Consider the following 23,101-nt stretch of genomic DNA (forward strand, 5'->3'; position numbering starts at 1 on the left):
AGCCCGGTCACTTCTCCTTGGAGAACTCGCCGGGCTCCCCGTCCGCGTCCATCCCGTACACCAGCAGCCGGTCCTTGCCCTCGACGCGCTGGATCCGCAGGTTCGTGGAGCCTCCGGACGCCGTGCACTCCCGGTCCGACGCGGCGGCGTCGACCGTGGCCGGGCCCAGGACCAGCAGGGCGCCCGCACCGCCGAGGACGGCGGTCTCCGCACAGTTCACCGTGCCGGACAGCGGCTCCCCGGTCTCCTCGTCGGTCCGCGGGAAGCTCTGCTCGAACCGGACGAGCGGCGCGCCGACCGGGCCCTGGGTGATGATCACCTCGTGGCTGTAGAGGTCTTGGTCCGGGTCGGACACGTCGGGGTGGGGGACGTCCTTCCAGTGTCCGAGGAACTCCTTGGGCACGACCCCCGGCCCGGACCGCGCCTTGCGGAAGGTGGCGGTCGCCGCGCCCGACGACCACTGCAGCACCTCCGGTGAGCGGACGGTGAGCTTCTGGTGGGCCGCCGGTGTGCACCGCCCGGCCGGGACGCTCGTCGTCACGTCGCTCTCGCCGAACACGATCGTGTCCTCGTCCGCCGAGACGAGCGTCGACCGGCCCATGCAGAGCCGCTCACCGGCGACGTGGACGTAGACCCCCGCCTTGTCGCCGGGCGCCCCCTGGGTGATCTCGATACGGGCGGTCTCGTACGGGGCGGTGTCGGTGCCCCGCAGGACGCCTTCCCAGGCGCCGAGGAAGGCGGCGGGCACGGTGGTGCGGGGTTTGTCCCGTGTGAACGCTTCCCCGGCGGGCGCGCCCGGCTTTCCGGAGCGGTCCGTCAGCCCGTACGCGAGGGCGGCCGCGGCGGCGACCGCCAGAACGGTGGCGCCGATGAGGAGCGGGCGGCGCTTCGTCGCCCGGGCGGGCCGCGGGACGGGCGTCTCGACGGGCGTCGGGTCGCCGTCCTGGTCCAGGAGCCGGGCGGCGAGGCGGCCGAGCTGGGCGAGCAGCCCGGCGGGCAGCCACGGGTCGGTCGCCTCGACGTGCGCGGCGAGGTGGGCGGCGGTGGGGCGGGCGTCCGGGTCCTTGGCGAGGCACCCGCGGACGAGGTCGTCCAGCTCGGCGGGCAGCCCGTCGAGGTCCGGCTCGTCGTGGGCGATGCGGAACATCATGGCGTGGACGCCGCTGTCGGCGGTGCCGAACGGGGCGCGGCCGGTCGCCGCGTACGCCAGGACCGAGCCGAGGCAGAAGATGTCCGACGCGGGCGTGAGCCGCTCGCCCCGCACCTGCTCGGGCGACATGAAGCCGGGCGAGCCGACGACCGCCCCCGTGCTGGTGAGTCCGCCGTCGGTGACCGTGTCGACGGCGCGGGCGATACCGAAGTCGATGACGCGGGGCCCGTCGACGGTGAGCAGGATGTTGGCGGGCTTCAGGTCCCGGTGGACCAGCCCGGCGGCGTGGATGTGCTCCAGGGCGTGGGCCAGGCCGACGGCCAGCGACCGCACGGACGCCGCCGGCAGCGGCCCGTACTCCTCCCCGACCACGGTGCGCAGGGACGGCCCGGCGACGTACCCGACGGCCACCCAGGGCGCCTCCGCCCCGGTGTCCGCGCCGAGCACGGGCGCCGTGCCCACGCCGCCCACCTTCTCCAGCGCGGCGACCTCGCGGGCGAAGCGGCGCCGGAACTCGTCCTGGGCGGCCAGTTCGGCGTGCACGACCTTGACCGCGACGGTGCGGCCACCGGCGGACCGGGCCAGGTACACGCGCCCCATTCCGCCCGACCCCAGCCTGCCGAGCAGGCGGAACGGACCGATCTGGACGGGGTCTTCACCACTCAGAGGCTCCACTGAACAGAGCATGCCAGAGCCCTGACCGCCGTTACCCCTCGCCGCGGGCCCCGGCCCCGAACACGCGGGCCGGGCACTGGAGTTGACCGGTATTCGGCTGTAACAAGCCATGGTCTAGACCTTGACAGGTTCAGACCATTCGCGATTCGGTAGGGGCCATCCCCCCACGGAAGGGCCAGCCCATGCTGCGACGCCTATCGATCCTGTTCGCCACTTTCGCCGCTCTCGTCATGGCCGTCGGCCTGGCCGTCGTCCTCCCCGCCTCCACCGCGTCGGCCGCCGAGTGCGCGGCGCCCTGGAGCTCCTCCGCCGTCTACACGGGCGGCAAGACCGCCTCGTACAACGGCCGCAACTGGCTGGCGAAGTGGTGGACCCAGAACGAGCGCCCCGGCTCCGCCGACGTCTGGTCCGACCAGGGCGCCTGCGGCGGCGGTGGCGGTACGCCGACTCCCTCCCCGTCCGGCTTCGTGGTGAGCGAGGCCCAGTTCAACCAGATGTTCCCGAACCGGAACTCCTTCTACACGTACAGCGGCCTGACCGCCGCGCTGAGCGCGTACCCCGGCTTCGCCAACACCGGCAGCGACACGGTGAAGAAGCAGGAGGCCGCCGCCTTCCTCGCCAACGTCAGCCATGAGACGGGCGGCCTGGTCCACATCGTGGAGCAGAACACCGCCAACTACCCGCACTACTGCGACCGCAACCAGCCCTACGGCTGCCCGGCCGGCCAGGCCGCCTACTACGGCCGTGGCCCCATCCAGCTCAGCTGGAACTTCAACTACAAGGCGGCCGGCGACGCCCTCGGCATCGACCTCCTCAACAACCCCTACCGTGTCGAGCGCGAGGCGCCCATCGCCTGGAAGACCGGCCTCTGGTACTGGAACACCCAGAACGGCCCCGGCACCATGACGCCCCACAACGCCATGGTCAACGGCGCCGGATTCGGCCAGACCATCCGCTCCATCAACGGCTCCCTGGAGTGCGACGGCAAGAACCCGGCGCAGGTCCAGAGCCGTATCAACAACTACCAGCGCTTCACCCAGATCCTGGGTGTGCCGACGGGCTCGAACCTGAGCTGCTGAGGCTCCTGCTCGCTGCACTGAACCTCACCCGCAGGGGTGAATTCGGCATATGACACGGGGGTGGCCACCGGCGGGTGGCCACCCCTTTTCGTGGTGAAACCGCAGGTCGCGCCGGAGACCGGTTTTCAGGCTCTCGGTTTTCGAATGACCGTATGACTAAAGGTTGTTGATTGCGGGCTTCGCCTCGCGTGGCGCTACATTCGCGGCACAACAAAACGAAATGCCCCCGCGATGCGCCAACATCCGGGGGCTCGACACCAGGAGCACTACCTCCCGATGCGTGTTTACCGTACCGCGCCCACGCGTGCCTTCACCATCTTCAGCAACGCCCTCCTGCGCGACGCCACCATCTCGTGGTGCGCCGTGGGCCTCCTGACCTACCTCGTCAGCCTCCCCAACGGCGCCAAGGCGTCCATCCGCAAGCTCTCCGAGCAGCGCAAGGAAGGCCGCGACCGGATCGGCGCCGCCCTCCAGGAGCTGGAGGACGCCCGCTACCTTCGCCGGCTGACGCGCTGGGACCGCAAGGGGCAACTGCGCACGGAGTACGAGGTCTTCGACACCCCGTACGACCCCGACGCCCCCGCCGAAGCCCCCGTCGCGGCCCCCACCACCGGGCCCGTCCCCGAAACGGCCGGAAACCCGGACTCCGGTGACCCGGACCACGGCTCTCCTGGCCCGCTCCCTCCGGGAGAAAAAACGAGGGTGAAAGAACCTCCCTCCCCGGCGGCCCAGTTGCTCACCTCACTGGGCCGGAGCGATCCACGGCTCGCCCTGGGGGCGGGCGAGGCGGAACGCCTGAAGGCCCTGGTCGAGGAGTGGTGGTCCGTGGGCGCCAGTGACGCCCTGATCCGCGAGGCGCTCACCTCCGGCCTGCCCGCCCGCGTCCACGCTCCCGCCGCTCTGCTGGCCGACCGCCTCCGCCGCAAGAAGCCCGCACCGCGCCCTGTGGCGCCCGTGCGCCCGGAGTGCGGCGTCTGCGGCACCCCGGTGCCCGAAGGTGCCTCCTGCGCCCGCTGCGAGCCCGCCCCGCCCGCCGTCGCCGGGTTCGTCGCGGCGGCACTGCGCGGCGGCGCGACGGTCCGGCAGGTCCTGCGCCGCCGCTGCTGAGAACTCCGGCCGCCGATCGGTGGCCGGGTCACCTGGAAGAAAGGGTCGAAATGACCGCATTGCTGGACCCACCCGAGACGGTATACCGCCGGTATACTGTCGTCATGGCCGACACCACCGTCAAGGTTGATCCTGCTGTTCGTGACCGTCTCATGGTGCTCGCGCGGGAGCGCGGCATGACGATGCGGGATCTGATCGCCGAGCTGGCCGGAGCGACGCCCACCAAGGAAGAACTCCGGAAGCGGTACGAGGAGACGAAGGCGTACTGCGAGACGCATTTCGGCGTCACGCTCACGGACCAGGATCACGACCGAGCGGAGCAGGTCTGGCAGGAGCTGGAGGCCGGGCGGCCTGTGGACAGCCTGTGAGCCGGTCCACCGCCGTTGTGTACGACGAGTCCGCTTTGCTGGCTCTGGGTTCGGGCAACGTCCTGGCTTCCCAGTTCATCGCGAACACGCAGCGCGGCCCCACCCGGCACGTCTACGTTCCCGCCATGTGCCTGACGGCTGCGGACGGTGTCCGTAAGGGCCTTGCCGAGCATGTGGGCGCGCTACCGGCCGCCGAGATCGTGGAGCTCGACTTCGCGGGCGTCTGCGCTGTGGGCGCGCTGATGCGGGACGGGGTGGAGTGGCGGCTCGGCCACGCGATCCATCTGTCGCGTCCGACGCCGGACTGGCCGGACGGCCGCCCGGTGCTGACGGCGAAGCCCGAGCTGTACGCGGACATGCCGCTCGTACGGACGATCAGGCTGCCCGAACAGCCCTGACGAGCCGCTCGGCGCAGGGCCCGGAGCGCACCCGGGCCCTCTGGCCGGCTACGGGCGTGCCTCCAGGATGTCCTTGAGATGCTGCTCGTTCCTCGGCATTTCCTTCCTCGCACGCGTCCGGACGACCAGCGGCACGAGCACCTTCCCGATGCCGTGCGCCTCGAAGTCCAGGGCCAGCGTCACGCGCGACCGCTCGCCGTCGCCGATCGGCTCGACCGTCCCGCGCACATGGCCCCGGACGGGTCCGTCGACCCCGTCCATGCGGAAGCTCCGCGGCGGGTCGTACTCGCTCATCTCCATGGTCATCGGCATCCGCCGGCGGCCCATCTGCCGGGTCACCCTGACCCGGGAGCCCAAGCCGCCGGAGACGCGTCCGACCGGGCTGACCGCCAGGGCGCTCTCCTGCCATTCGGGCAAGTGGGAGGTGTCGGTCATGTAGGTGAAGACGTCCTCGGGACGACGCGAGATCTCGACGCTCTGCCTGATCGTGGACATCTCGCCCCCTTTCAGGTGATTCCTACCGGTAACCCTACTCGGCCCAGTCGAGGAAGGACCCCCAGGCCGCCGGGGCGACGGCGAGGACGGGCCCGCCGGGGTTCTTGGAGTCGCGGACGTGGACGGTGTGGGGGCAGGCGGCCACCTCGACGCAGTCGCCACCGCTGTCGCTGCTGTACGAGGACGTGCGCCAGCCGAAGGCGACTTCGACGCACTCGCCGCCGCTGCTGTCGCTGTAGCTCGACTTGAACCACCGCAGGGTGCTGGTCATCTCGGTTCTCCTGCCAACCGCTCGATGAGGCCCAGAGATTCACGGGGATCCAGGGCCTGTGCCCGGATCTTCGCGTACCGCTGTGCGAATGTACTCACCTTAGCGGGGTCCTTGATCAACAGGCTTTCGAACTGGATCTCCAGGTACACGAGGTGGTCGTGCTCCGGGGTCTCCACGAGCGTCATCCCGCCGTTGTCGCCAGCGTGCTCCCCGCTCAGCCCGCAGTCCAGTGGCAGCACCTGAACCGTCACGTTCCGCCTCCGCGCGCACTCCGCGAGGTGCAGCAACTGTCCGCGCATGACCTCCGCGCCGCCGATCGTGCGGCGCAGCACCGACTCCTCCAGGACCAGCTCGACCAGCGCCACCGGCTCCCGCTCGAACAGCTCCCTGCGCGCCATCCTCGCCTCGACCAGCTCCTCCACCCGCCGCTCCGGCAGCGGCGGGTACCCGCCGCCGATCAGCGCCCGCGCGTACGCCTCCGTCTGGAACAGCCCGTGCACCACCAGCGTGGCGTAGAGCGACAGGCTCACCGCCTTCTGCTCCAGCAGCGCGTAGTTCTTGAACTGCTCCGGATACTTGTCCAGCCGCACGTACAGCCGCGCCTGCTCGAACAGGCCGAGCCCGTCGCCCAGCACCTTCTCCAGTTGCACCAGCATCGCGTCGCTCGCCGGCTGGGCGCAGGTCTCCATGGCGCTCACCGCCGCGCCCGTGAAACCGATCTCCTTGCCGAGCTGGTCCTGCGTCCACCCTTTCCGGACGCGCATCTTGCGTGCCATGTCCGCCACGAGTCGCGTCGCCGGACCCGCCGTTTCCTTGTTCTCGGTTCGCGCCAAATTGCGTCACCGCCTCGATTCAACCGGTCTCAACCGGTCACAACCCGTCCCCGCCGAATTCGACTGCTGTTGGACGCCTTTTCCGCAGGTCAACGCGGTTTCTACGGGCTTCCGCAGTCGTGGGGAACGCTAGCCGCGGCGGTCCACGATGTCCCTGTGAATGCGCCAAGTTGCCACACAAGAATCGATTGGATTCCGGCGTCCGGATTCCAACTCCGCAAGGCGGGCGTCCGATTCGACGCCGTACGCGTCGACGGGGACGACGGGCGCCGTGCCGCCGACCTCCTGGAGCACATGACCGGCGGCGACCCGGGGCCCGTCGTCATCGAGGCGAACGGGCGCCGGGGCGTGTACTTCCTCCTCCCTCCGGGCAGTACGGCGGGCCGCGCCTGGCCCTCCGGCGCGATGCCGTTCAACGCCTGTCTGGGAACGGTCAGTTATGTGCCGGTGCCCGCGCGCGGCGGGCGTACCTGGCCGCTCGCCTGGCGGTGCCCGCCGACGGCGCCCGGCCGGTTCGTCCACCCGTTCCTGCTGCTCAACGTCCTGCTGGCCGTCGAGCGGGCGACCGCTGCGCCGCCCGAGTCGCGATGACCACCGTGGCGTACAGGTCCTCACAGGTCTCCACGTGCGGGACGAGCCCGTCGGCGGCGACGACCGCCGCGGCGGCGGACGCCTGACGCTCGCTGGTCTCGAACAGGAGGCTGCCGCCCGGTGCCAGCCAGGCGGTGGCCTCGGCGGTCACGCGGCGCAGGACGTCCAGCCCGTCCGCGCCGCCGTCGAGCGCGACGCGGGCCTCATGGACGCGCGCCTCGGCGGGCAGGAGCTGCACCTCCTCCGTGGGGACGTACGGCACGTTGGCCAGCAGTATGTCGACGCGGCCCCGCAAGCCTGCCGGGAGCGGGTCGTACAGGTCGCCTTCGTAGACCCGCCCGCCCGCCGCCATGACGTTCCGCCGGGCGCAGCGCACGGCGGCGGGGTCGATGTCGGCGGCGTGCAACTCCGCCTCGGCCAGCGCCGATACGAGGGCGGCCCCCAGCGCACCGGTGCCGCAGCACAGGTCCACGACCACGGCCCGGGGCGAGGCGAGGGCCCGGGCGCGGGTGACGAGGAACTCGGTGCGGCGGCGCGGGACGAAGACTCCCTCGTCCACCGCTACCCGCAGGCCGTGGAACTCGGCCCAGCCCAGGATGTGTTCGAGGGGATGCCCGGCGACGCGGCGCCCGACCATGGCGTCGAGTTCGTCGGGTGTGCGGGCGGTGGACAGGAGCAACTCCGCCTCGTCCTCGGCGAAGACGCAGCCGGCGGCGCGGAGTGTGCCGACGACGGAGGAGACGGTGGTGGACCTACTGGGTACAGACATGGGGAACCTTTCGGGAGCCGTCGGGGTGCTCCCTCGGTCCCTTCGTCCCTATGTCGGGTCGACCGCACCGCGGTGAGAGGAGAGCACCCAGCCTGACCTGGCGTTGATGGGTCTCACCTCCTCGCATCGGTCTCCTGCCGGACGGCTGGAGAGACGGCCACTTTACCCGCCCGGACCGCGCCGCCGTCAGCTTGCCGCGCGCGGTCCGGCGGGGTCGCCGGGGGCCGTGACCGCGTCCAGCGCCTCGGAGAGCCGCTCCAGGGTCCGCGCCGTCTCGGCGAACGCCTCCTCGCCGAGCTCGGCGGCGAGGCGGGCCGCGAAGTCCGCGTGGCCCGGCTCTATACGGTCGATCGTCACCCGGCCCAGGTGGGTGGGCGCCAGGAGCTTGGCGCGCCGGTGGGCCGGGTTCGGCAGGTACTCGGCCAGGCCCTCGTGGACCAGCAGGTCCGCGATCCGCTGCACGCTCTGCCGGGTGATGCCCATGGTGCGGGCGATCCCGGAGACCGGCAGTGGCTCGGGCAGCACGGCCCCGAGGACCTGCCACCACGCGGCCGTGATCCCGGCGGGGCGGGCCAGCTTCTCCGAGACGGCGAGGAACTGGCCGTTCAGCCGGAACACGCCGAGCGCCGTCCGGCTGAGCAGGCCCTGCAGCTCCTTCTCGACACGGGTCATGAGTTCAGTTCCTCGAAGGCGGCCGGGTCGGAGTCGTGGAACAGTCGGTACCAGGCGTCCAGCTTGCTGCCCTCGAACGCGCCCATCTTCCCCAGCACCTCGCGGGCGAACGCGACCGGCTCGGTGGGGCCCGCGGTGATGAGGTCGCCGTCGGTGACCGCGTCCGCGTCGACGTAGTGCTCGCCGCCCTTGTATCCCGTGGCCGCCAGGTAGAAGGAGACGGCGCTGGTGTGCGGCCGGTCGTCGAGCAGACCCTCACGGGCGAGCCCGGCGGTGGCCCCGCATATGGCGGCCACCGGCGTGCCCGCGTCCAGGAACACCCGCGCCTTGGCCGCGAAGGGCGCCAGGTCGTCGCTCGTGTCCCACAGGTCGGCGCCGGGCAGGATCAGCAGCGCGCTGTCCTCGGGCCGCAGGTCGGTCAGGGCGAGGTCGGGGGTGATGCGCAGCCCGCCGATGCTGGTCACCGGCTCGGTGGTGGGGCCGACCGTGCGGATGTCGTATCCGCTGCGGGCGAGCCAGGCGGTGGCGTGTCCGGTCTCCCAGTCGGCCAGCGTGTCGTAGACGGCGAGATGAACGGTCTTGCGGTGGTTGGTGGCGGAGTCGGTGCCGGACATGGTGGCCTCCTGTGGACGCGTCTTCGGCTCGTGCTGCGGCTGGTACTGCGAATTCCGTTCCATCGTTCGAGCTGATGACAGAATCCTGTCATGACGACAGAATGCTGTCAACACCCCTCCGTCGCCTCCGACGCCCGACACCCTGCCGACCCCCGCGCCTTCCGGCATACAAGATGGCCATACCGGCGCCCAGCAGCACGTCCTTACCCTGGGCGGCATGACCCCTCATGACGATTCCGCTGCTCACGCCGACCCCGAGGCCGGCGCCGCCGTGAAGGCGGCCGACCGCGCGCACGTGTTCCACTCCTGGTCCGCCCAGGGGCTGATCGACCCGCTCGCCGTCGCCGGTGCCGAGGGGGCGTACTTCTGGGACTACGACGGAAACCGCTACCTCGACTTCACCAGCGGTCTCGTCTACACCAACATCGGCTACCAGCACCCCAGGGTCGTCGCCGCGATCCAGGAGCAGGCCGCGAAGATGACCACCTTCGCGCCCGCCTTCGCCATCGACGTACGCTCCGAGGCCGCACGCCTCATCGCCGAGCGCACGCCGGGCGACCTCGACAAGATCTTCTTCACCAACGGCGGCGCCGAGGCCGTCGAGAACGCCGCCCGGATGGCCCGGCTGCACACGGGCCGCCCCAAGATCATGAGCGCCTACCGCTCGTACCACGGCGCCACCTCCACCGCGATCAACCTCACCGGCGACCCGCGCCGCTGGGCCTCCGACACCGCCTCCGCGGGCGTCGTGCGCTTCTGGGCGCCGTTCCTCTACCGCTCGCCCTTCTACGCCTCGACCGAGGCGCAGGAGTGCGAGCGCGCCCTCCAGCACCTGGAGGACACCATCGCGTTCGAGGGACCGCAGTCCATCGCCGCGATCATCCTGGAGACCGTCCCCGGCACCGCCGGCATCATGACCCCGCCGCCCGGCTACCTCGCCGGCGTACGCGAGATCTGCGACCGGTACGGGATCGTCTTCGTCCTCGACGAGGTCATGGCGGGCTTCGGCCGCACCGGCGCGTGGTTCGCCGCCGACCACTTCGACGTCGTCCCCGACCTGCTGACCTTCGCCAAGGGCGTCAACTCCGGGTACGTGCCCCTCGGCGGTGTCGCCATCTCCGCCGAGATCGCCGCGACGTTCGACAAGCGGCCCTACCCCGGCGGCCTCACCTACTCGGGGCACCCCCTCGCCTGCGCCGCCGCCGTCGCCACCATCCAGGTCATGGAGGACGAGAAGGTCGTCGAGCAGGCCGCCCACCTCGGCGAGAACGTCCTCGGCCCCGGCCTGCGCGAACTCGCCGAACGCCACCCGTCCGTCGGCGAGGTGCGCGGCCTCGGCGCCTTCTGGGCACTGGACCTGGTCCGGAACGAGGAGACGCGCGAGCCGCTCGTCCCGTACAACGCGACGGGCGAGGCGAACGCCCCCATGGCGGCCTTCGGCGCGGCCTGCAAGAAGAACGGCCTGTGGCCCTTCATCAACATGAACCGCACCCACGCCGTACCCGCCTGCAACATCACCGAGGCCGAGGCCAAGGAGGGCCTCGCCGCCCTCGACGCGGCGCTCACGGTCGCCGACGAGCACACCGTGTAACCACCTCCGTGCGCCCCCTCCGCCTGGCTTAAGGTGTCCGGAACCGGACGGAGGGGGCCAGAAGCCATGCCCGCGAGCGGAGCTGTGACCCGCAACACCCTGCGCCAGCAGGTCGCGGACGCGCTGCGTGACGAAGTCCTCGCGGGGCGTCTCCAGCCGGGCCAGGAATTCACGGTCAAGCACATCGCCGAGCAGTACGGGGTGTCGGCGACGCCCGTACGGGAAGCGCTGGTCGACCTCACCGCCCAGGGCCTGCTCGACTCCGACCAGCACAAGGGCTTCCGTGTCCACCAGTTCTCGGTCGAGGACTACCGAGGCATGGTCGAGGCCCGCGCGCTCATCGTGGACGGCATCTTCCGGCGCCTGCGCGACCGGGTCGACGTCCTCCACGCGCACGGGGCTCCGCTGGTGTCGGTACGGCGGCGCGCCGAGGAGGCGGCACGGGCCGCGCGCGCCGGCGACCTGGACATCCTGATCGGTTACGACCTCCGGTTCTGGCGTGAGCTCAGCGGCTTCGTCGCCAACCGCTACATCGCCGACTTCCTGCACCGGCTGCGCGTCCAGGCCTGGGTGTTCGCCGTGCCGCACCTGCGCGCCGCCCGCGAGCCCGGCACATGGCTCTGGAACGGCCACGAGGAACTCGTCGACGCGGTCACCCTCGGCGACCCCGAAGCGGTGATGGCGGCCATCGACGCCTACAACGCGCACTCGTTGCGGTGGGCCGACCATCTGGACGGGCTGCGCTGACGGCTTCACCGCTTTATCGCGACGGCTCTTACCGCCCAGCCCGTATGGGTAGGGGATGGGCACCCGAGCCGCGAACTACTCTGACCCGAGCCCGCCGTAGCCGCGTATTCGACTGAAGGAGAGCGAGTCTCCCTTGGCCTGTGACCTGTGGTTGGTCCCCCTCGTCGACGTGCTGTGCCACAGCCCCGACAACCCCTTCGCGGAAGAGATCGCCGCGTACGACAAGGCCCTCACCGAGTCAGGCCTCCCGACCGTGCCCGTCTTCGCCTACATGCCCGGCCTGTCGGGCGACGTCGCGCCGGTCGCCGGCTTCGACTACGACGCCCTGCACTTCCTGCGCCGCGCCTACCTGCTCCAGATCTGCGGCCTGGCCGTCACCCCGGTCGACGAGCTGGGCGGCGACTACGAGCAGCTCCTGGAGATGTTCGAGTCGACGGCGCAGCAGTCGCACCTGGTGTGGCACTACGACCACGCGGGCGCGTACGTACCCGTCGACTTCCCCGCGCCGCTGTCGACCGAGGAACTGCTGGCGGGCGGCGGCCCGCTCGGCTCCGCCCAGGGCCTGCTGCGCGAGCTGGAGTACGTCGCCCCCTCGATCGGCATCGACCCCGCGAACCCGCCGGCCGCGCCGCACCCGCCCGAGCGCCCGACGGCCCTGGAGGAGCCTGCCGGGCCGATCCCGTACGACGAGAGCCCCTTCGCCCGCGAGCGGCACGTGTGGCTCGGCCTCCACGCGGCGGCCACCCGAAGCCTGGGCCAGGGATCGATGATCATCTTTAGCTGAGCCCGTCACACCGGCCCCGGCACGGGGTCAGCGGGGCTCCGGGGGCCGCTGGCGGGGCATGTTGGGGCGGGTGCCGGGGGGGAGTGGAAACCGCCCCGAGGGCGGAGCACCCCCCTCCGCCCTGGGCGGAGCGCACCACAGCGTCGACTGCGTCACCAGCGGCGCCGGGCCCGACCGGAACTCGACCATCCAGTCCGCCGTCTCCGCCCGCACCAGCTCCGTCACGTCCTCCGAGAACCGCCGCAGCACCCCCAGGCACCGCTCGGCCGCCTCGCTCGCCGTGCCCTCCGTCGGGCCCAGCACCTCGCGGATGCTCTCCGCCGCCCAGTCGAACTGGAGCGCCTGGAGCCGCCGCTGCACCGCCTGCGCCGTCGCCACGTCCCGCATCCACCCGGATGTGAGCCCGAAGTACCGGTCGCAGGCCAGGCACGCGGCGGCCAGCAGCAGGGACAGGTATCCCCAGCCCGACGCCCCGTCCAGCGCACCCGTCAGGTCCAGCAGCGGCAGCCCGGCGCCGGCGATCACGCCCAGCGCCGTACCGATCCGCAACGCCCGGGCGCCGCGCCGCTTCCAGGCGCGGTCCTCCAGGTACCACCCGGCCGTCCGCAGCGCCTGGTCCTCGACCCAGCGGTAGAGCTCGTCGAGCCGCTCCGCCGGTTCGCCCCAGTCGCCGAGCGGGAACGGCCGTCCGGTCAGATCGCCACCGTGGCCGCCGTACCGGTCGTGGCTGTCGCCCTCCCCCCGGGCGGGGCCCCCGGGCTGCATCTCCGGCTGGCTCACCGGGGCACTCCTCTGCGCTCTGCGTGACTATCCGTAACGTGCGGGCGGTGCGATGCGCGTGTGCGTACTGGTGCGCATGCCCTTTCCTACCGCCGAATGGTGGGCCGGAAGTGCGAAATCCCGGTATTTCCGCCCGCAAGAGGGGCTTGATCAGCTAGAGGGCGCGCCCGATTCTCACCCGAAAGAGTGAAGCCGCGTGGATGGGGCACACCGTCCGGCGACCACGTAGGCTCGGCATACCGAATACCCGTCGTCGAAGTGCCAGGAGTGACCGTGATTCCCGGTGGTGGCCAGCCCAATATGCAGCAGATCCTCCAGCAGGCCCAGAAGATGCAGCAGGACCTCGCCCGTGCCCAGGAGGAGCTGGCGCAGACCGAGGTCGACGGGCAGGCGGGCGGCGGCCTGGTGAAGGCCACCGTGACCGGCTCCGGCGAGCTGCGCTCCCTGGTCATCGACCCGAAGGCGGTCGACCCGGAGGACACCGAGACCCTCGCCGACCTCGTGGTCGCCGCCGTCCAGGCCGCGAACGAGAACGCGCAGGCGCTCCAGCAGGCCAAGCTCGGCCCCCTGGCCCAGGGCCTGGGCGGCGGCGGCATCCCGGGCCTGGGTTTCTAGGTCCCGTCGGGCGGGATCGGCCGGACGCGGCCTCGCCCTTCCGGTACGAGCTCCGGCGCCCGCCCTTCTAACCCGTACGCACAGCAACTACCGTAAGCATCACAGCACTCCACGAGAGGCGTTCCGTTGTACGAAGGCGTGGTTCAGGACCTCATCGACGAGCTGGGCAGGCTGCCAGGCGTCGGTCCCAAGAGCGCCCAGCGGATCGCCTTCCACATCCTGCAGGCCGAGCCCACCGACGTACGCCGCCTCGCCCATGCCCTCCTGGAGGTCAAGGACAAGGTCCGGTTCTGCGCCGTGTGCGGCAACGTCGCGCAGGAGGAGCGGTGCGGCATCTGCCGTGACCCGCGCCGTGACGAGGCGGTCATCTGTGTGGTCGAGGAGCCGAAGGACGTCGTCGCGATCGAGCGGACGCGCGAGTTCCGGGGGCGGTACCACGTCCTCGGTGGCGCGATCAGCCCGATCGAGGGCGTCGGCCCGGACGACCTGCGGATCCGCGAGCTGCTGGCCCGTCTGGCCGACGGAGCGGTCACCGAGCTGATCCTGGCGACCGACCCCAACCTGGAGGGGGAGGCCACCGCGACGTACCTGGCGCGCATGGTCAAGCCCATGGGCCTGAAGGTCACGCGCCTCGCCAGCGGACTCCCCGTTGGCGGAGACCTGGAATACGCCGACGAGGTCACGCTCGGCCGTGCGTTCGAAGGGAGACGACTCCTCGATGTCTGACGCCACACTGCACGCGCACTCGCTGGACCCCGACAGCTTCGCGGTCCAGATCGCCGACTCGATCGAGTCCTTCATCGTCGCGACCACGGAAGTGGCCAAGGGCGACGAGCCCGACAGCGCGGTCCCGTTCCTGCTGCTCGAGGTCTCCCAGCTCCTGCTCACCGGCGGCCGGCTGGGCGCGCACGAGGACATCATCCCGGAGGAGCGGTACGAACCGGACACGGGCCCGGACGTGGACGTCGACGATCTGCGGATGCGGTTCGCGACCATGCTGGAGCCGGTGGACGTCTTCTCGGAGGTCTTCGACCCGTACGAGCCGCGCAAGGCGCCCGTGCCGTGCCGGATCTCGGACAACCTGGCCGACATCATCATGGACCTGCGCCACGGGCTGGCCCACTACCGGGCGGGCCGCACCACGGAGGCCCTGTGGTGGTGGCAGTTCTCGTACTTCTCCAACTGGGGCCCGACCGCCTCGGCGACCCTGCGGGCCCTGCAGTCCCTGGTGTCCCACGTCCGGCTGGACCAGCCGCTCGAGGAGCTCGACGGACTCGACACGGACGAGGACCTGACGGAGGACGCGCTCGCGGAGGAGGCGGGCCGGGTGATGGCCCAGGAGATCCTCGGCCCCCTGGGTATGCGTACGGTCAAGTAGCCGCCCTGGGTGTGCGTACGGCCAGGCAGCCGCCGCCTCCCTCGGCCGGCTCCTCCCGCTCTCCCAGGCATCCCGGGCCCGGTCGTCGGCACCCCTGCCGCACGACCGGGCCCGAGGCGTGTCCCGGGAAGACGGGAAGACGGGAAGGCGCGAGGTGACCCGGCACACATTCCGCGTACGCCCGATGGGGACGGGCAGGCACAAGCCGAGCGGCCGTGAAGCGCCCCACGATGATCACGTCGTGAGCGGGACATCTCACGATGCGGTATGGCGGGGGCGTTTCCCGGCCGCTCGTTAGACTGAGCTGACCGCAAACGGACTGAGCGAGGAGCGCACGTGGGCCTTGTCGTGCAGAAGTACGGAGGCTCCTCCGTTGCCGATGCCGAGGGCATCAAGCGCGTCGCCAAGCGAATCGTCGATGCCAAGAAGAACGGCCACCAGGTGGTCGTCGTGGTTTCGGCGATGGGCGACACGACGGACGAGTTGATCGATCTCGCCGAGCAGGTATCCCCGATCCCTGCCGGACGTGAGTTCGACATGCTGCTGACCGCCGGAGAGCGGATCTCCATGGCGCTGCTGGCCATGGCGATCAAAAACCTGGGCCACGAGGCCCAGTCGTTCACGGGCAGCCAGGCAGGCGTCATCACCGACTCGGTCCACAACAAAGCGCGCATCATCGATGTCACGCCGGGCCGGATCCGTACGGCGCTCGACGAGGGCAACATCGCCATCGTCGCGGGCTTCCAGGGCGTCTCCCAGGACAAGAAGGACATCACCACCCTCGGGCGCGGCGGGTCGGACACGACCGCCGTCGCGCTCGCCGCGGCGCTCGACGCCGAGGTGTGCGAGATCTACACCGACGTCGACGGTGTCTTCACCGCCGACCCCCGGGTCGTGAAGAAGGCCCGGAAGATCGACTGGATCTCGTTCGAGGACATGCTGGAGCTCGCCAGCTCCGGCTCCAAGGTGCTGCTGCACCGCTGCGTCGAGTACGCACGCCGTTACAACATCCCGATCCACGTCCGGTCGTCCTTCTCGGGGCTCCAGGGCACGTGGGTCAGCAACGAACCGCGAGGGGACCGCAAGGTGGAGCAGGCCATCATCTCCGGTGTCGCCCACGACACGTCCGAGGCGAAGATCACCGTCGTCGGGGTGCCGGACAAGCCGGGCGAGGCCGCCGCGATCTTCCGCACCATCGCGGACAACGAGATCAACATCGACATGGTGGTGCAGAACGTCTCCGCCGCGTCGACCGGGCTGACCGACATCTCCTTCACGCTGCCCAAGGCGGAGGGCCGCAAGGCCATCGACGCACTGGAGAAGCAGAAGACCCTCATCGGCTTCGAGTCGCTCCGCTACGACGACCAGATCGCCAAGATCTCCCTGGTCGGCGCGGGTATGAAGACGAACCCGGGCGTCACGGCCGGGTTCTTCGAGGCGCTGTCCGACGCGGGCGTGAACATCGAGCTGATCTCGACCTCCGAGATCCGCATCTCGGTCGTGACGCGCGCCGACGACGTCAACGAGGCCGTCCGCGCCGTCCACACCGCCTTCGGCCTGGACAGCGACTCCGACGAGGCAGTGGTGTACGGAGGCACCGGGCGGTGAGCAGCCGGTGACGAACCGCAAGCCGGCGCTCGCGGTCGTGGGAGCGACCGGGAGCGTCGGTGCGGTGATGCTCCAGATCCTGTCGCAGCACGCCGACGTCTGGGGTGACATCCGTCTGATCGCCTCCCCGCGCTCGGCCGGCCGCAAGCTGGCCGTGCGCGGGGAGGAGGTCGAGGTCCTCGGGCTGTCCGAGGAGGCCCTGGAGGGGGCCGACGTGGCGCTGTTCCTGGCGCCGGAGGCGGTCGCGGCGCAGTGGGCGCCGATCGCCGCAGCCAAGGGCACGGTGGTGGTGGACACCTCGCCGGCCTTCCGGGCGGACCCGGACGTCCCGCTGGTCGTCCCCGAGATCAACCGCCACTGCGTCCGCGTACGCCCGCGCGGGATCGTGGCGTGCCCCGGCGACACCACGCTGGCGCTGATCGTCGCGGTGGGCGCGCTGCACGCCGAGTTCGGCCTGAGCGAGCTCGTCGTCTCCGCGTACCAGGCCGCGAGCGGTGCCGGGCACGGCGGTGTCGCCGCGCTGCGGGAGCAGCTCTCGCTGGTCGCCGGTACGGAGCTGGGCACCTGCCCCGGTGATGTGCGCCGTGCTGTCGGCGACGACACCGGGCCCTTCCCCGCCCCGCTCGCGCTGAACGTGGTGCCCTGGGCGGGTTCCGTCCAGGAGGACGGCTGGTCTTCGGAGGAGCTGCGCGTGCGCTCCGAGACCCGCAGGATCCTGGACCTTCCGGAGCTGCGCGTGGCCGCCACCTGCGTACGGGTGCCGGTGGTGAACGCCCACTCCGTCTCCGTACACGCACGTTTCGAACACGAGGTGACGGTCGCGCGGGCGCACGAGATCCTGGCGACCTCGCCCGGCGTGGTGCTGTACGACGATCCCGCGGCCGGGGACTTCCCGACGCCCGCCGATGTCGTGGGCACCGATCCGACGTGGGTGGGGCGGGTGCGGCGGTCGCTGGACGACGACCGGGCGCTGGAACTGTTCGTCTGCGGTGACAATCTGCGCAAAGGTGCCGCTTTGAACGCCGCTCAGATCGCGGAGGCCGTCGCCGCCGAGTTTTCGTCCTGAGTGCGGACGGAATCTGCGATGAACGGATCGTCGGATCTTTGTAGGATCTGTGAACGCCCTGTGATCAAGTCTGCGGTCTGCGCGACTTGAACTGGGGTGATGGCATGTTCGAGGATGCTGTCCCCCTTGCTGCAACCGGTGGTCGGGCGGGAAGCGTCTATGCGGTCGCCCCTTCGCGCGCCCGCGATATCGGGGCATTGGGGAAGAGCGGGTACGCATGAGGGCAAACGTCGCACCGTCAAAAGCGGGTGCGTGCGCGTACAACCCTGACGGGGGGAAGCGTGTCCAACAGGCGTGGCAGAGGTACTCGACATCACAGCGGCGGTTCCACTCCGCGCCCGTGCGGCCGGAGCCGGGGTCGGCATGGGCGCGGTGCGCCCGCTCCGGCGACCCCGTCAGCCCGGCGGCATGCCGGTGATCGCGCCCATGCCCGCAGCTAGGCGTACGACCCGTATCCCGTCCCAGCGAGGCGCCCAGAGCGTCGACGAGGCGACGACGACCGCGGGTACGACCGTCGACCACCTCACCGAGACCTACCGCGCCCACTACCGGTCGCTGCTGGGTCTCGCCGCGCTGCTGCTGGACGACACCGCCTCCTGTGAGGACGTCGTCCAGGAGGCGTTCATTCGCGTCCACTCGGCGCGGCGCCGTGTGCGTGACCCCGAGAAGACCCTCGCGTATCTGCGCCAGACCGTCGTGAACCTGTCCCGCTCCGCACTCCGCCGCCGCATCCTCGGCCTGAAGCTGCTCTCCAAGCCGATGCCCGACATGGCGAGCGCGGAGGAGGGCGCGTACGACCAGCTCGAGCGCGACGCGCTGATCAAGGCCATGAAGGGCCTCCAGCGCCGCCAGCGCGAGGTCCTGGTGCTGCGCTACTTCGCGGACATGACCGAGGCGCAGGTCGCGGAGACGCTGGGCATATCGCTCGGCTCGGTCAAGGCGTACGGGTCACGTGGCATCGCGGCGCTGCGCGTCGCCATGGAGGCCACGGCATGAGCGAGCACGAATCTGAGCGGTACGGGCCGGACGGGCCGTTGAACGAGAACGACCGGACTGGGAACGGAATTGTGAGCAACGGGCACAGCGGGCCGGACAAGGATCTCCCGGACCTCGGTGAGCTCCCCGTCGACGAGGTGGCGCTGCGCAGACTGCTTCACGGCGCTGTGCAGGACCTGCAACCGGCCGACGGCACCCTGGACCACCTCCGCCGGGCGGTTCCCGCGCGGCGGGCGCGCAAGCGCCAGGCCCTGGTGGGCATGGCCGCGGCGGCCCTGCTGTTCGGTACGGCCGTCCCGGCATTCGTCCACGTCGCGAGCTCCGACGGCACCTCCGACGACCGCCCCGTGAACGCCGGTCACGGCGAGCAGGTCCAGGGCGGCACGGGAGAGGAGACCGGCGGCGAGGGCAGCGGACCGGGGGCGCCCAGCGCCGAGGCCGGTCAGGGGACCGGCGGCGCCGGCAAGGGCGGCGAGGACACCCCGGCCAAGCCCGGTGAGCCCGCGGCCGGCACCTCGGACGGCACCGTGGGCGGCACGTCGGCGCCGACCAGTTCGGTCCCGGCCACCGTGCCGGTGTGCGACGCGGCCCAGCTCGGTGTGGCCTCCGCGGAGGCGGGCCAGCCCGACGCGGAGGGCAAGGTGTACGGGACCTTCCGCATCACGAACGTATCGGGGACCGACTGCTCGGTCTCCGGCGCCGGCGGCGTCGCCTCCGTGGCGATGGGCGCGGCCGACCAGGCGAGGATCACCGTCGTCGCCCATACGGCGGGCGACCCCGCGACGGGGCTCCCCGACCCCTCCCAGGAGGCGTCGGCCCCGCTGCTCCTCAAGCCCTCGGGTTCGTACGAGGTGAAGTTCGCCTGGGTCCCGAGCGAGACCTGCCCGGTGGAGGGCGGCGGCAGCGGCGGTACGGGCGGCGGCGAGGCCTCGCCCGACCCGACCCCGCCGACCGGCGACACCTCGTCGGAATCGGCCGGCTCGGACGGTACGGGCGGGACGACGGCCGTGGAGCCGCAGCTCGGCAAGGAGGCGGACGGCGACGGCCCCCGCGCGGACGGCAGCGTCGCGGTCAGCCACACCCCGGAAGCGGGCGGCCCCGCGGCACAGGCCACGATCCCCAACGCCTGCGCGGGCACCGTCTACCGGACGGGCCTGCTGCCGACGGAGTAGGGCGCGGTCTCGGGCGCCGGGCGCCGGCCGCGGTCTCGGGCGCCGGGCGCGGGCCCGACCTCGGGCGCGGCCCTGGGCGCCGGGCCGGCTCCCGGAGCCGTGCGTCGGGACCGGGGCGTCCCCCGTCAGGACCGGGCAGCCGGACTGGGCGAAGACTCCGAGGGCTCGGGTGCGGGCCCCGGTCCCGCCTCCGTGGCCAGGCCGAGGGCCTCGTCCCGGGCCTGCTCGGCCTCCCGCCGCAGCAGGCGGAACCACATGAACAGCACGAAGCCCGCGAAGGCGAACCACTCACCGGTGTACCCGAGGTTCTGGAACGCCTTCAGGTCCAGCCCGCTGCCCTCCGCCGCGGCCGCCGGGACCGGTGTGAGGCCCGCCGGGGCGTCCAGGAGCGTGATCCAGGCGTCGTAGACCTCGTCCTGGACCACGTTCACCAAGGCCGCCGCGCTGATCATGCCGACCTGGCCCCGCGGCAGCGCGCCCGTCGCGTGCACGCCCGCGCTCCCGGTGTGCTCGGACGCCTGGAGCGCGCCGGTCACCGTGACCTCACCGGCCGGCGGGGCCGGGACCTTGCCGCCCTCCGGCAGCCACCCGCGTACCACCGGCAGGGACGTGCCGCTCCCGGTGCGCAGCAGGGTCAGGACGTACGAGCCGTCCCTGCCGTCCAGCTCACGACCCGGAACCAGGAACTGCTGCCCGTACCGACCCGTCGCCGTGGCGTGGCGGCCCGAGGTCTCCTTGTCGACCGGCAGCAGCTCGTCGAGCGGCACGGCCTTCACCGCACCCGGGTCGGGCCGCCGCTCCGCCTCCTGGTGCGAGTCGACGCGGTCCTCGAACCTGCCGAGCTGCCAGGTCCCCATGAAGATGCAGAAGGGGATCGCCAGCACGACGAAGATGTTGATCCCCCACCAGCGGGGCGTCGTCAGGAACCGGTACACACCCCCACGGTACGGAACACCGTCACCTTCCCTCCGCGCGGGTCCCCAGATGCCTGGCGGCGAAGTCGAGCTCCAGCCGCACCTGCTTGATCCGCTCCTCCACCACGAGCGAGCCGTGCCCGGCGTCGTACCGGTACACCTCGTGCACCGCGTCCCGGGCGGCGAGCCGGTCCACGTAGTTGTCGATCTGGCGGATCGGGCAGCGCGGGTCGTTCACGCCCGCCGAGATGTACACCGGCACCCGAACGCGGTCCACGTAGGTGATCGGCGAGGAGACCTCGAACCGCTCCGGCACCTCCTCCGGCGACCCGCCGAAGAGGGTGCGGTCCAGGGCCTTCAGGGCCTCCATCTCGTCGTGGTAGGCGGTGACGTAGTCCGCGACCGGTACGGCGGCGATGCCCAGCGCCCAGGCGTCCGGCTGCGTGCCGAGCCCCAGCAGGGTCAGGTAACCGCCCCACGAGCCGCCCGTGAGGACCAGCCGGGCGGGGTCGGCCAGACCGGAGGACACCGCCCATTCCCGTACCGCCGCGATGTCCTCCAGCTCGATCAGCCCGACCCGGTGCTTGAGCGCGTCCGTCCACTCCCGCCCGTAGCCGGTCGAGCCCCGGTAGTTGACCCGGATCACCGCGTAGCCGTGGTCCACCCAGGCGGCGGGGGCGGCGGCGTACGCGTCGCTGTCGTGCCAGGCGGGACCGCCGTGGATCTCGAACACCGTCGGCAGCGGGCCCTCCGCCCCTGCCGGCCGCTGCACGAGCGCGTGGATCCGCCCGCCCGGGCCGTCCACCCACACGTCCTCGACCGGCACCGAGGCGGGCGCCTTCATCCCCGGCGGCTCCAGCACGACGCCGCCCGCCGTGGACCGCACCACCGGCGGCCGCTCGGCCGACGACCAGAGGTACTCCACGGCCCCGTCCGGCCGTGCCGTCGCACTCGACACCGACCCGGCGGGGGTGTCCACCCGCACCAGCTCCCGTGTGGCGATCTCGTACCGCCACAGTTCGCTGCGCGCCTCGAAGCTGTGGACCACCAGCAGCCCGGACCCGTCCGGGTACCACTCCGCCGAAACGTCACCGGGCAGGTCCAGCCCCAGCTCGGTCTCCGCACCGGACGCCACGTCCCACAGCATCGGCTCCCAGCGCCCGCGCCGCTGGTGCCCCACCAGCAGCCGGGTGTCCCCGTCCACCGGCGCGAAGCCCAGCACGCCGAGCCCCAGCTCCTCCGTGCCGCCCTTGGTGTCGTCCAGCTCGGCCACCACGGCCCCGTCCGGCCGGACCACCCGCAGCGCGGCGTGCATGGCGTCACCGTGCTCGGTGTGCTCGACCGCGATCAGCGTCCCGTCGTGCGACAGGTCCCCGACCCCGGCCGACTCCCGGTGCCGGTAGATCTCCAGCGGCGGCCGCCCGGGCCGTACGACGTGGATCGTCGACCCGTCCTCGTCCGTCGACCGCCCGACCACCACGGTCCCGTCCCGCCCGATGGCGAGCCCCGCCGGATACGACGCCTCCAGCCCCGGCGCGGCCGGCTCGTCCTCACCGCCCCCGAACGGCTGGCGCATCCACACGCCGAACTCGTCGCCGTCCGTGTCCGAGAACCACCAGACCCACTCCCCGTCCGGCGACAGCACCCCGTCCGTCGTCCCGTTCGGCCGGTCGGTGACCTGCCGCTGCTCGCCACTGTCCCGGTCCCAGGCGTACAGCTCGTACGTCCCGGTCCCGTTCGACACGAACAACGCCCTCCCCGGCGCGTCCCACGCCCACTCGGGCAACGACACCCGCGGCGCCCGGAACCGCTTCTCCCAGTCGGGCATGGTGGTCTGCGTATCTGTCGGCTCAGTCATGCGTCCATGTAACCCGATGGGAGCAGCGGCTTGTGCGGCTTGTACGGCCTGTGCGGCCTGTGCGGGTCACTTCTCCTTGTAGATGTCGGTCCCCTCGGGCGCGCGGTAGCAGCGCGAATCGACATCGACGCCGATCATGTCCTTGAGCTTGCCGGGCCGGTTGCTGAGCCACTCGACCGTGAGCGTGTGGTGACTCCGGCGGTCCACCGCGACGATCTGCGGGTCCCTGTCCTTGGTGTCCATGGGACCGTCCTTCGTGATCTCCCAGCCGTGTTTGGGGAGCTGCTCCCGGAGGTTTTGCATGGCCTGGGCGAAGGTGCCCTTGCGGAGGTCGTAGATCCCCCATGGGTGCGATACGGCGTAGTACTCCTTCAGCTTCGGGTCGACCGCGTCACAAGAGCGGACCCCGGCCGCCGGCTCGGTGATGGTTCCCTCGATGCCCATCCAGTCGAGGACACGGCTGGAGATGTCGTTCACCTGCCGCTTGGCCGGGTCGATCTCCCGTACCTCGGGCTGATAGCCGAGGATTTCCTCGGCGTTCGGCTTCGTCATGGATGAACACCCCACCAT

General features: G+C 71.5%; 26 protein-coding genes. 15 read left to right on the top strand and 11 right to left on the bottom strand.

Annotated elements, in window-relative coordinates:
• Positions 1–7 precede the first annotated feature (7 nt).
• The gene (locus ACZ6C1_RS23545; RefSeq protein ID WP_469243162.1) at positions 8–1,825 is read right to left on the bottom strand and encodes a serine/threonine-protein kinase; all 1,818 of its coding nucleotides are present in this window, start codon (positions 1,823–1,825) and stop codon (positions 8–10) included.
• 182 nt (positions 1,826–2,007) lie between these two features.
• Between ACZ6C1_RS23545 and ACZ6C1_RS23550 the strand changes: the two genes are divergently transcribed.
• From ACZ6C1_RS23550 to ACZ6C1_RS23565, 4 genes are all read left to right on the top strand, one after another.
• Positions 2,008–2,904, top strand: a complete 897-nt coding sequence (locus ACZ6C1_RS23550; protein WP_469243161.1) for a glycoside hydrolase family 19 protein — start codon at positions 2,008–2,010, stop codon at positions 2,902–2,904.
• Positions 2,905–3,180: 276 nt separating this feature from the next.
• Positions 3,181–4,011, top strand: coding sequence for a hypothetical protein (locus ACZ6C1_RS23555; protein ID WP_469243160.1), 831 nt, complete (start codon positions 3,181–3,183; stop codon positions 4,009–4,011).
• Positions 4,012–4,115: 104 nt separating this feature from the next.
• Positions 4,116–4,379: a hypothetical protein gene (locus tag ACZ6C1_RS23560; protein WP_336323323.1), complete on the top strand. Its 264-nt coding sequence runs from the start codon at positions 4,116–4,118 to the stop codon at positions 4,377–4,379.
• Entirely contained in the window at positions 4,376–4,777 is a 402-nt protein-coding gene (locus tag ACZ6C1_RS23565; protein ID WP_423544160.1) for a PIN domain-containing protein, read from the top strand. The genes ACZ6C1_RS23560 and ACZ6C1_RS23565 overlap by 4 nt, the downstream gene beginning before the upstream one ends.
• A gap of 48 nt (positions 4,778–4,825) precedes the next feature.
• Here ACZ6C1_RS23565 and ACZ6C1_RS23570 read toward each other — a convergent pair whose 3' ends face one another.
• Genes ACZ6C1_RS23570 through ACZ6C1_RS23580 form a run of 3 tightly spaced genes read right to left on the bottom strand, consistent with a single transcriptional unit; the run spans position 4,826 to position 6,319 of the window.
• Entirely contained in the window at positions 4,826–5,272 is a 447-nt protein-coding gene (locus ACZ6C1_RS23570; RefSeq protein ID WP_469243159.1) for an SRPBCC family protein, read from the bottom strand.
• A gap of 34 nt (positions 5,273–5,306) precedes the next feature.
• Complete coding sequence (locus ACZ6C1_RS23575; RefSeq protein WP_469243158.1) at positions 5,307–5,543, bottom strand: DUF397 domain-containing protein; 237 nt, start codon at positions 5,541–5,543, stop codon at positions 5,307–5,309.
• A complete protein-coding gene (locus ACZ6C1_RS23580) occupies positions 5,540–6,319 on the bottom strand; it encodes a helix-turn-helix domain-containing protein (RefSeq protein WP_469243157.1) in 780 nt (259 codons plus the stop codon). Before ACZ6C1_RS23580 ends, ACZ6C1_RS23575 begins: the two co-directional genes overlap by 4 nt.
• 213 nt (positions 6,320–6,532) lie before the next feature.
• On the opposite strand from ACZ6C1_RS23580, the gene ACZ6C1_RS23585 reads away from it, so the two are divergent.
• A complete protein-coding gene (locus ACZ6C1_RS23585) occupies positions 6,533–6,967 on the top strand; it encodes a hypothetical protein (RefSeq protein WP_469243156.1) in 435 nt (144 codons plus the stop codon).
• Here the strand turns inward: ACZ6C1_RS23585 and ACZ6C1_RS23590 are convergent.
• The 3 genes from ACZ6C1_RS23590 to ACZ6C1_RS23600 all read right to left on the bottom strand — a co-directional run bounded on the left by ACZ6C1_RS23590 (position 6,912) and on the right by ACZ6C1_RS23600 (position 9,022).
• Positions 6,912–7,736, bottom strand: coding sequence for a putative protein N(5)-glutamine methyltransferase (locus ACZ6C1_RS23590; RefSeq protein WP_469243155.1), 825 nt, complete (start codon positions 7,734–7,736; stop codon positions 6,912–6,914). The genes ACZ6C1_RS23585 and ACZ6C1_RS23590 overlap by 56 nt on opposite strands.
• Before the next feature lie 186 nt (positions 7,737–7,922).
• Positions 7,923–8,408 (bottom strand): MarR family winged helix-turn-helix transcriptional regulator, encoded by a 486-nt coding sequence (locus ACZ6C1_RS23595; protein ID WP_469243154.1) that lies wholly within the window; start codon positions 8,406–8,408, stop codon positions 7,923–7,925.
• Complete coding sequence (locus tag ACZ6C1_RS23600) at positions 8,405–9,022, bottom strand: type 1 glutamine amidotransferase family protein (protein ID WP_469243153.1); 618 nt, start codon at positions 9,020–9,022, stop codon at positions 8,405–8,407. The genes ACZ6C1_RS23595 and ACZ6C1_RS23600 overlap by 4 nt, the downstream gene beginning before the upstream one ends.
• Before the next feature lie 217 nt (positions 9,023–9,239).
• Here ACZ6C1_RS23600 and ACZ6C1_RS23605 point away from each other — a divergent pair, with 217 nt between their 5' ends.
• The 3 genes from ACZ6C1_RS23605 (at position 9,240) to ACZ6C1_RS23615 (ending at position 12,144) form a co-directional block, all read left to right on the top strand.
• Positions 9,240–10,613: an aminotransferase class III-fold pyridoxal phosphate-dependent enzyme gene (locus tag ACZ6C1_RS23605; RefSeq protein ID WP_469243152.1), complete on the top strand. Its 1,374-nt coding sequence runs from the start codon at positions 9,240–9,242 to the stop codon at positions 10,611–10,613.
• Positions 10,614–10,679: 66 nt separating this feature from the next.
• Positions 10,680–11,360 (top strand): GntR family transcriptional regulator, encoded by a 681-nt coding sequence (locus ACZ6C1_RS23610; protein WP_469243151.1) that lies wholly within the window; start codon positions 10,680–10,682, stop codon positions 11,358–11,360.
• 133 nt (positions 11,361–11,493) lie between these two features.
• Entirely contained in the window at positions 11,494–12,144 is a 651-nt protein-coding gene (locus ACZ6C1_RS23615) for a hypothetical protein (RefSeq protein WP_469243150.1), read from the top strand.
• A 27-nt stretch (positions 12,145–12,171) separates the two neighbouring features.
• Here ACZ6C1_RS23615 and ACZ6C1_RS23620 read toward each other — a convergent pair whose 3' ends face one another.
• Positions 12,172–12,924, bottom strand: coding sequence for an SLATT domain-containing protein (locus tag ACZ6C1_RS23620; RefSeq protein WP_469243149.1), 753 nt, complete (start codon positions 12,922–12,924; stop codon positions 12,172–12,174).
• A gap of 273 nt (positions 12,925–13,197) precedes the next feature.
• Here ACZ6C1_RS23620 and ACZ6C1_RS23625 point away from each other — a divergent pair, with 273 nt between their 5' ends.
• The 7 genes from ACZ6C1_RS23625 (at position 13,198) to ACZ6C1_RS23655 (ending at position 19,759) form a co-directional block, all read left to right on the top strand.
• Complete coding sequence (locus tag ACZ6C1_RS23625) at positions 13,198–13,539, top strand: YbaB/EbfC family nucleoid-associated protein (protein WP_469243201.1); 342 nt, start codon at positions 13,198–13,200, stop codon at positions 13,537–13,539.
• A 126-nt stretch (positions 13,540–13,665) separates the two neighbouring features.
• A complete protein-coding gene (gene recR, locus ACZ6C1_RS23630) occupies positions 13,666–14,265 on the top strand; it encodes a recombination mediator RecR (protein ID WP_469243148.1) in 600 nt (199 codons plus the stop codon).
• Positions 14,258–14,917 carry a DUF5063 domain-containing protein gene (locus tag ACZ6C1_RS23635; protein WP_469243147.1) on the top strand — a complete coding sequence of 220 codons (660 nt, stop codon included), beginning with the start codon at positions 14,258–14,260 and terminating at the stop codon, positions 14,915–14,917. Before recR ends, ACZ6C1_RS23635 begins: the two co-directional genes overlap by 8 nt.
• Before the next feature lie 336 nt (positions 14,918–15,253).
• Positions 15,254–16,525 carry an aspartate kinase gene (locus tag ACZ6C1_RS23640; RefSeq protein WP_469243146.1) on the top strand — a complete coding sequence of 424 codons (1,272 nt, stop codon included), beginning with the start codon at positions 15,254–15,256 and terminating at the stop codon, positions 16,523–16,525.
• Between the two features lie 7 nt (positions 16,526–16,532).
• On the top strand, positions 16,533–17,591 hold the full coding sequence (locus tag ACZ6C1_RS23645; RefSeq protein ID WP_469243145.1) for an aspartate-semialdehyde dehydrogenase: 1,059 nt from the start codon (positions 16,533–16,535) through the stop codon (positions 17,589–17,591).
• A gap of 294 nt (positions 17,592–17,885) precedes the next feature.
• On the top strand, positions 17,886–18,587 hold the full coding sequence (locus tag ACZ6C1_RS23650) for a SigE family RNA polymerase sigma factor (RefSeq protein ID WP_469243143.1): 702 nt from the start codon (positions 17,886–17,888) through the stop codon (positions 18,585–18,587).
• Positions 18,584–19,759, top strand: a complete 1,176-nt coding sequence (locus ACZ6C1_RS23655; RefSeq protein WP_469243142.1) for a hypothetical protein — start codon at positions 18,584–18,586, stop codon at positions 19,757–19,759. Before ACZ6C1_RS23650 ends, ACZ6C1_RS23655 begins: the two co-directional genes overlap by 4 nt.
• Before the next feature lie 125 nt (positions 19,760–19,884).
• Here ACZ6C1_RS23655 and ACZ6C1_RS23660 read toward each other — a convergent pair whose 3' ends face one another.
• The 3 genes from ACZ6C1_RS23660 to ACZ6C1_RS23670 all read right to left on the bottom strand — a co-directional run bounded on the left by ACZ6C1_RS23660 (position 19,885) and on the right by ACZ6C1_RS23670 (position 23,083).
• Complete coding sequence (locus ACZ6C1_RS23660; protein WP_469243140.1) at positions 19,885–20,694, bottom strand: SURF1 family protein; 810 nt, start codon at positions 20,692–20,694, stop codon at positions 19,885–19,887.
• 22 nt (positions 20,695–20,716) lie between these two features.
• Entirely contained in the window at positions 20,717–22,531 is a 1,815-nt protein-coding gene (locus ACZ6C1_RS23665; RefSeq protein WP_469243138.1) for a S9 family peptidase, read from the bottom strand.
• A 66-nt stretch (positions 22,532–22,597) separates the two neighbouring features.
• Positions 22,598–23,083, bottom strand: coding sequence for a hypothetical protein (locus tag ACZ6C1_RS23670; protein ID WP_469243136.1), 486 nt, complete (start codon positions 23,081–23,083; stop codon positions 22,598–22,600).
• Between the last annotated feature and the right edge of the window lie 18 nt (positions 23,084–23,101).

It is taken from the genome of Streptomyces sp. NPDC041796 (assembly GCF_055590785.1).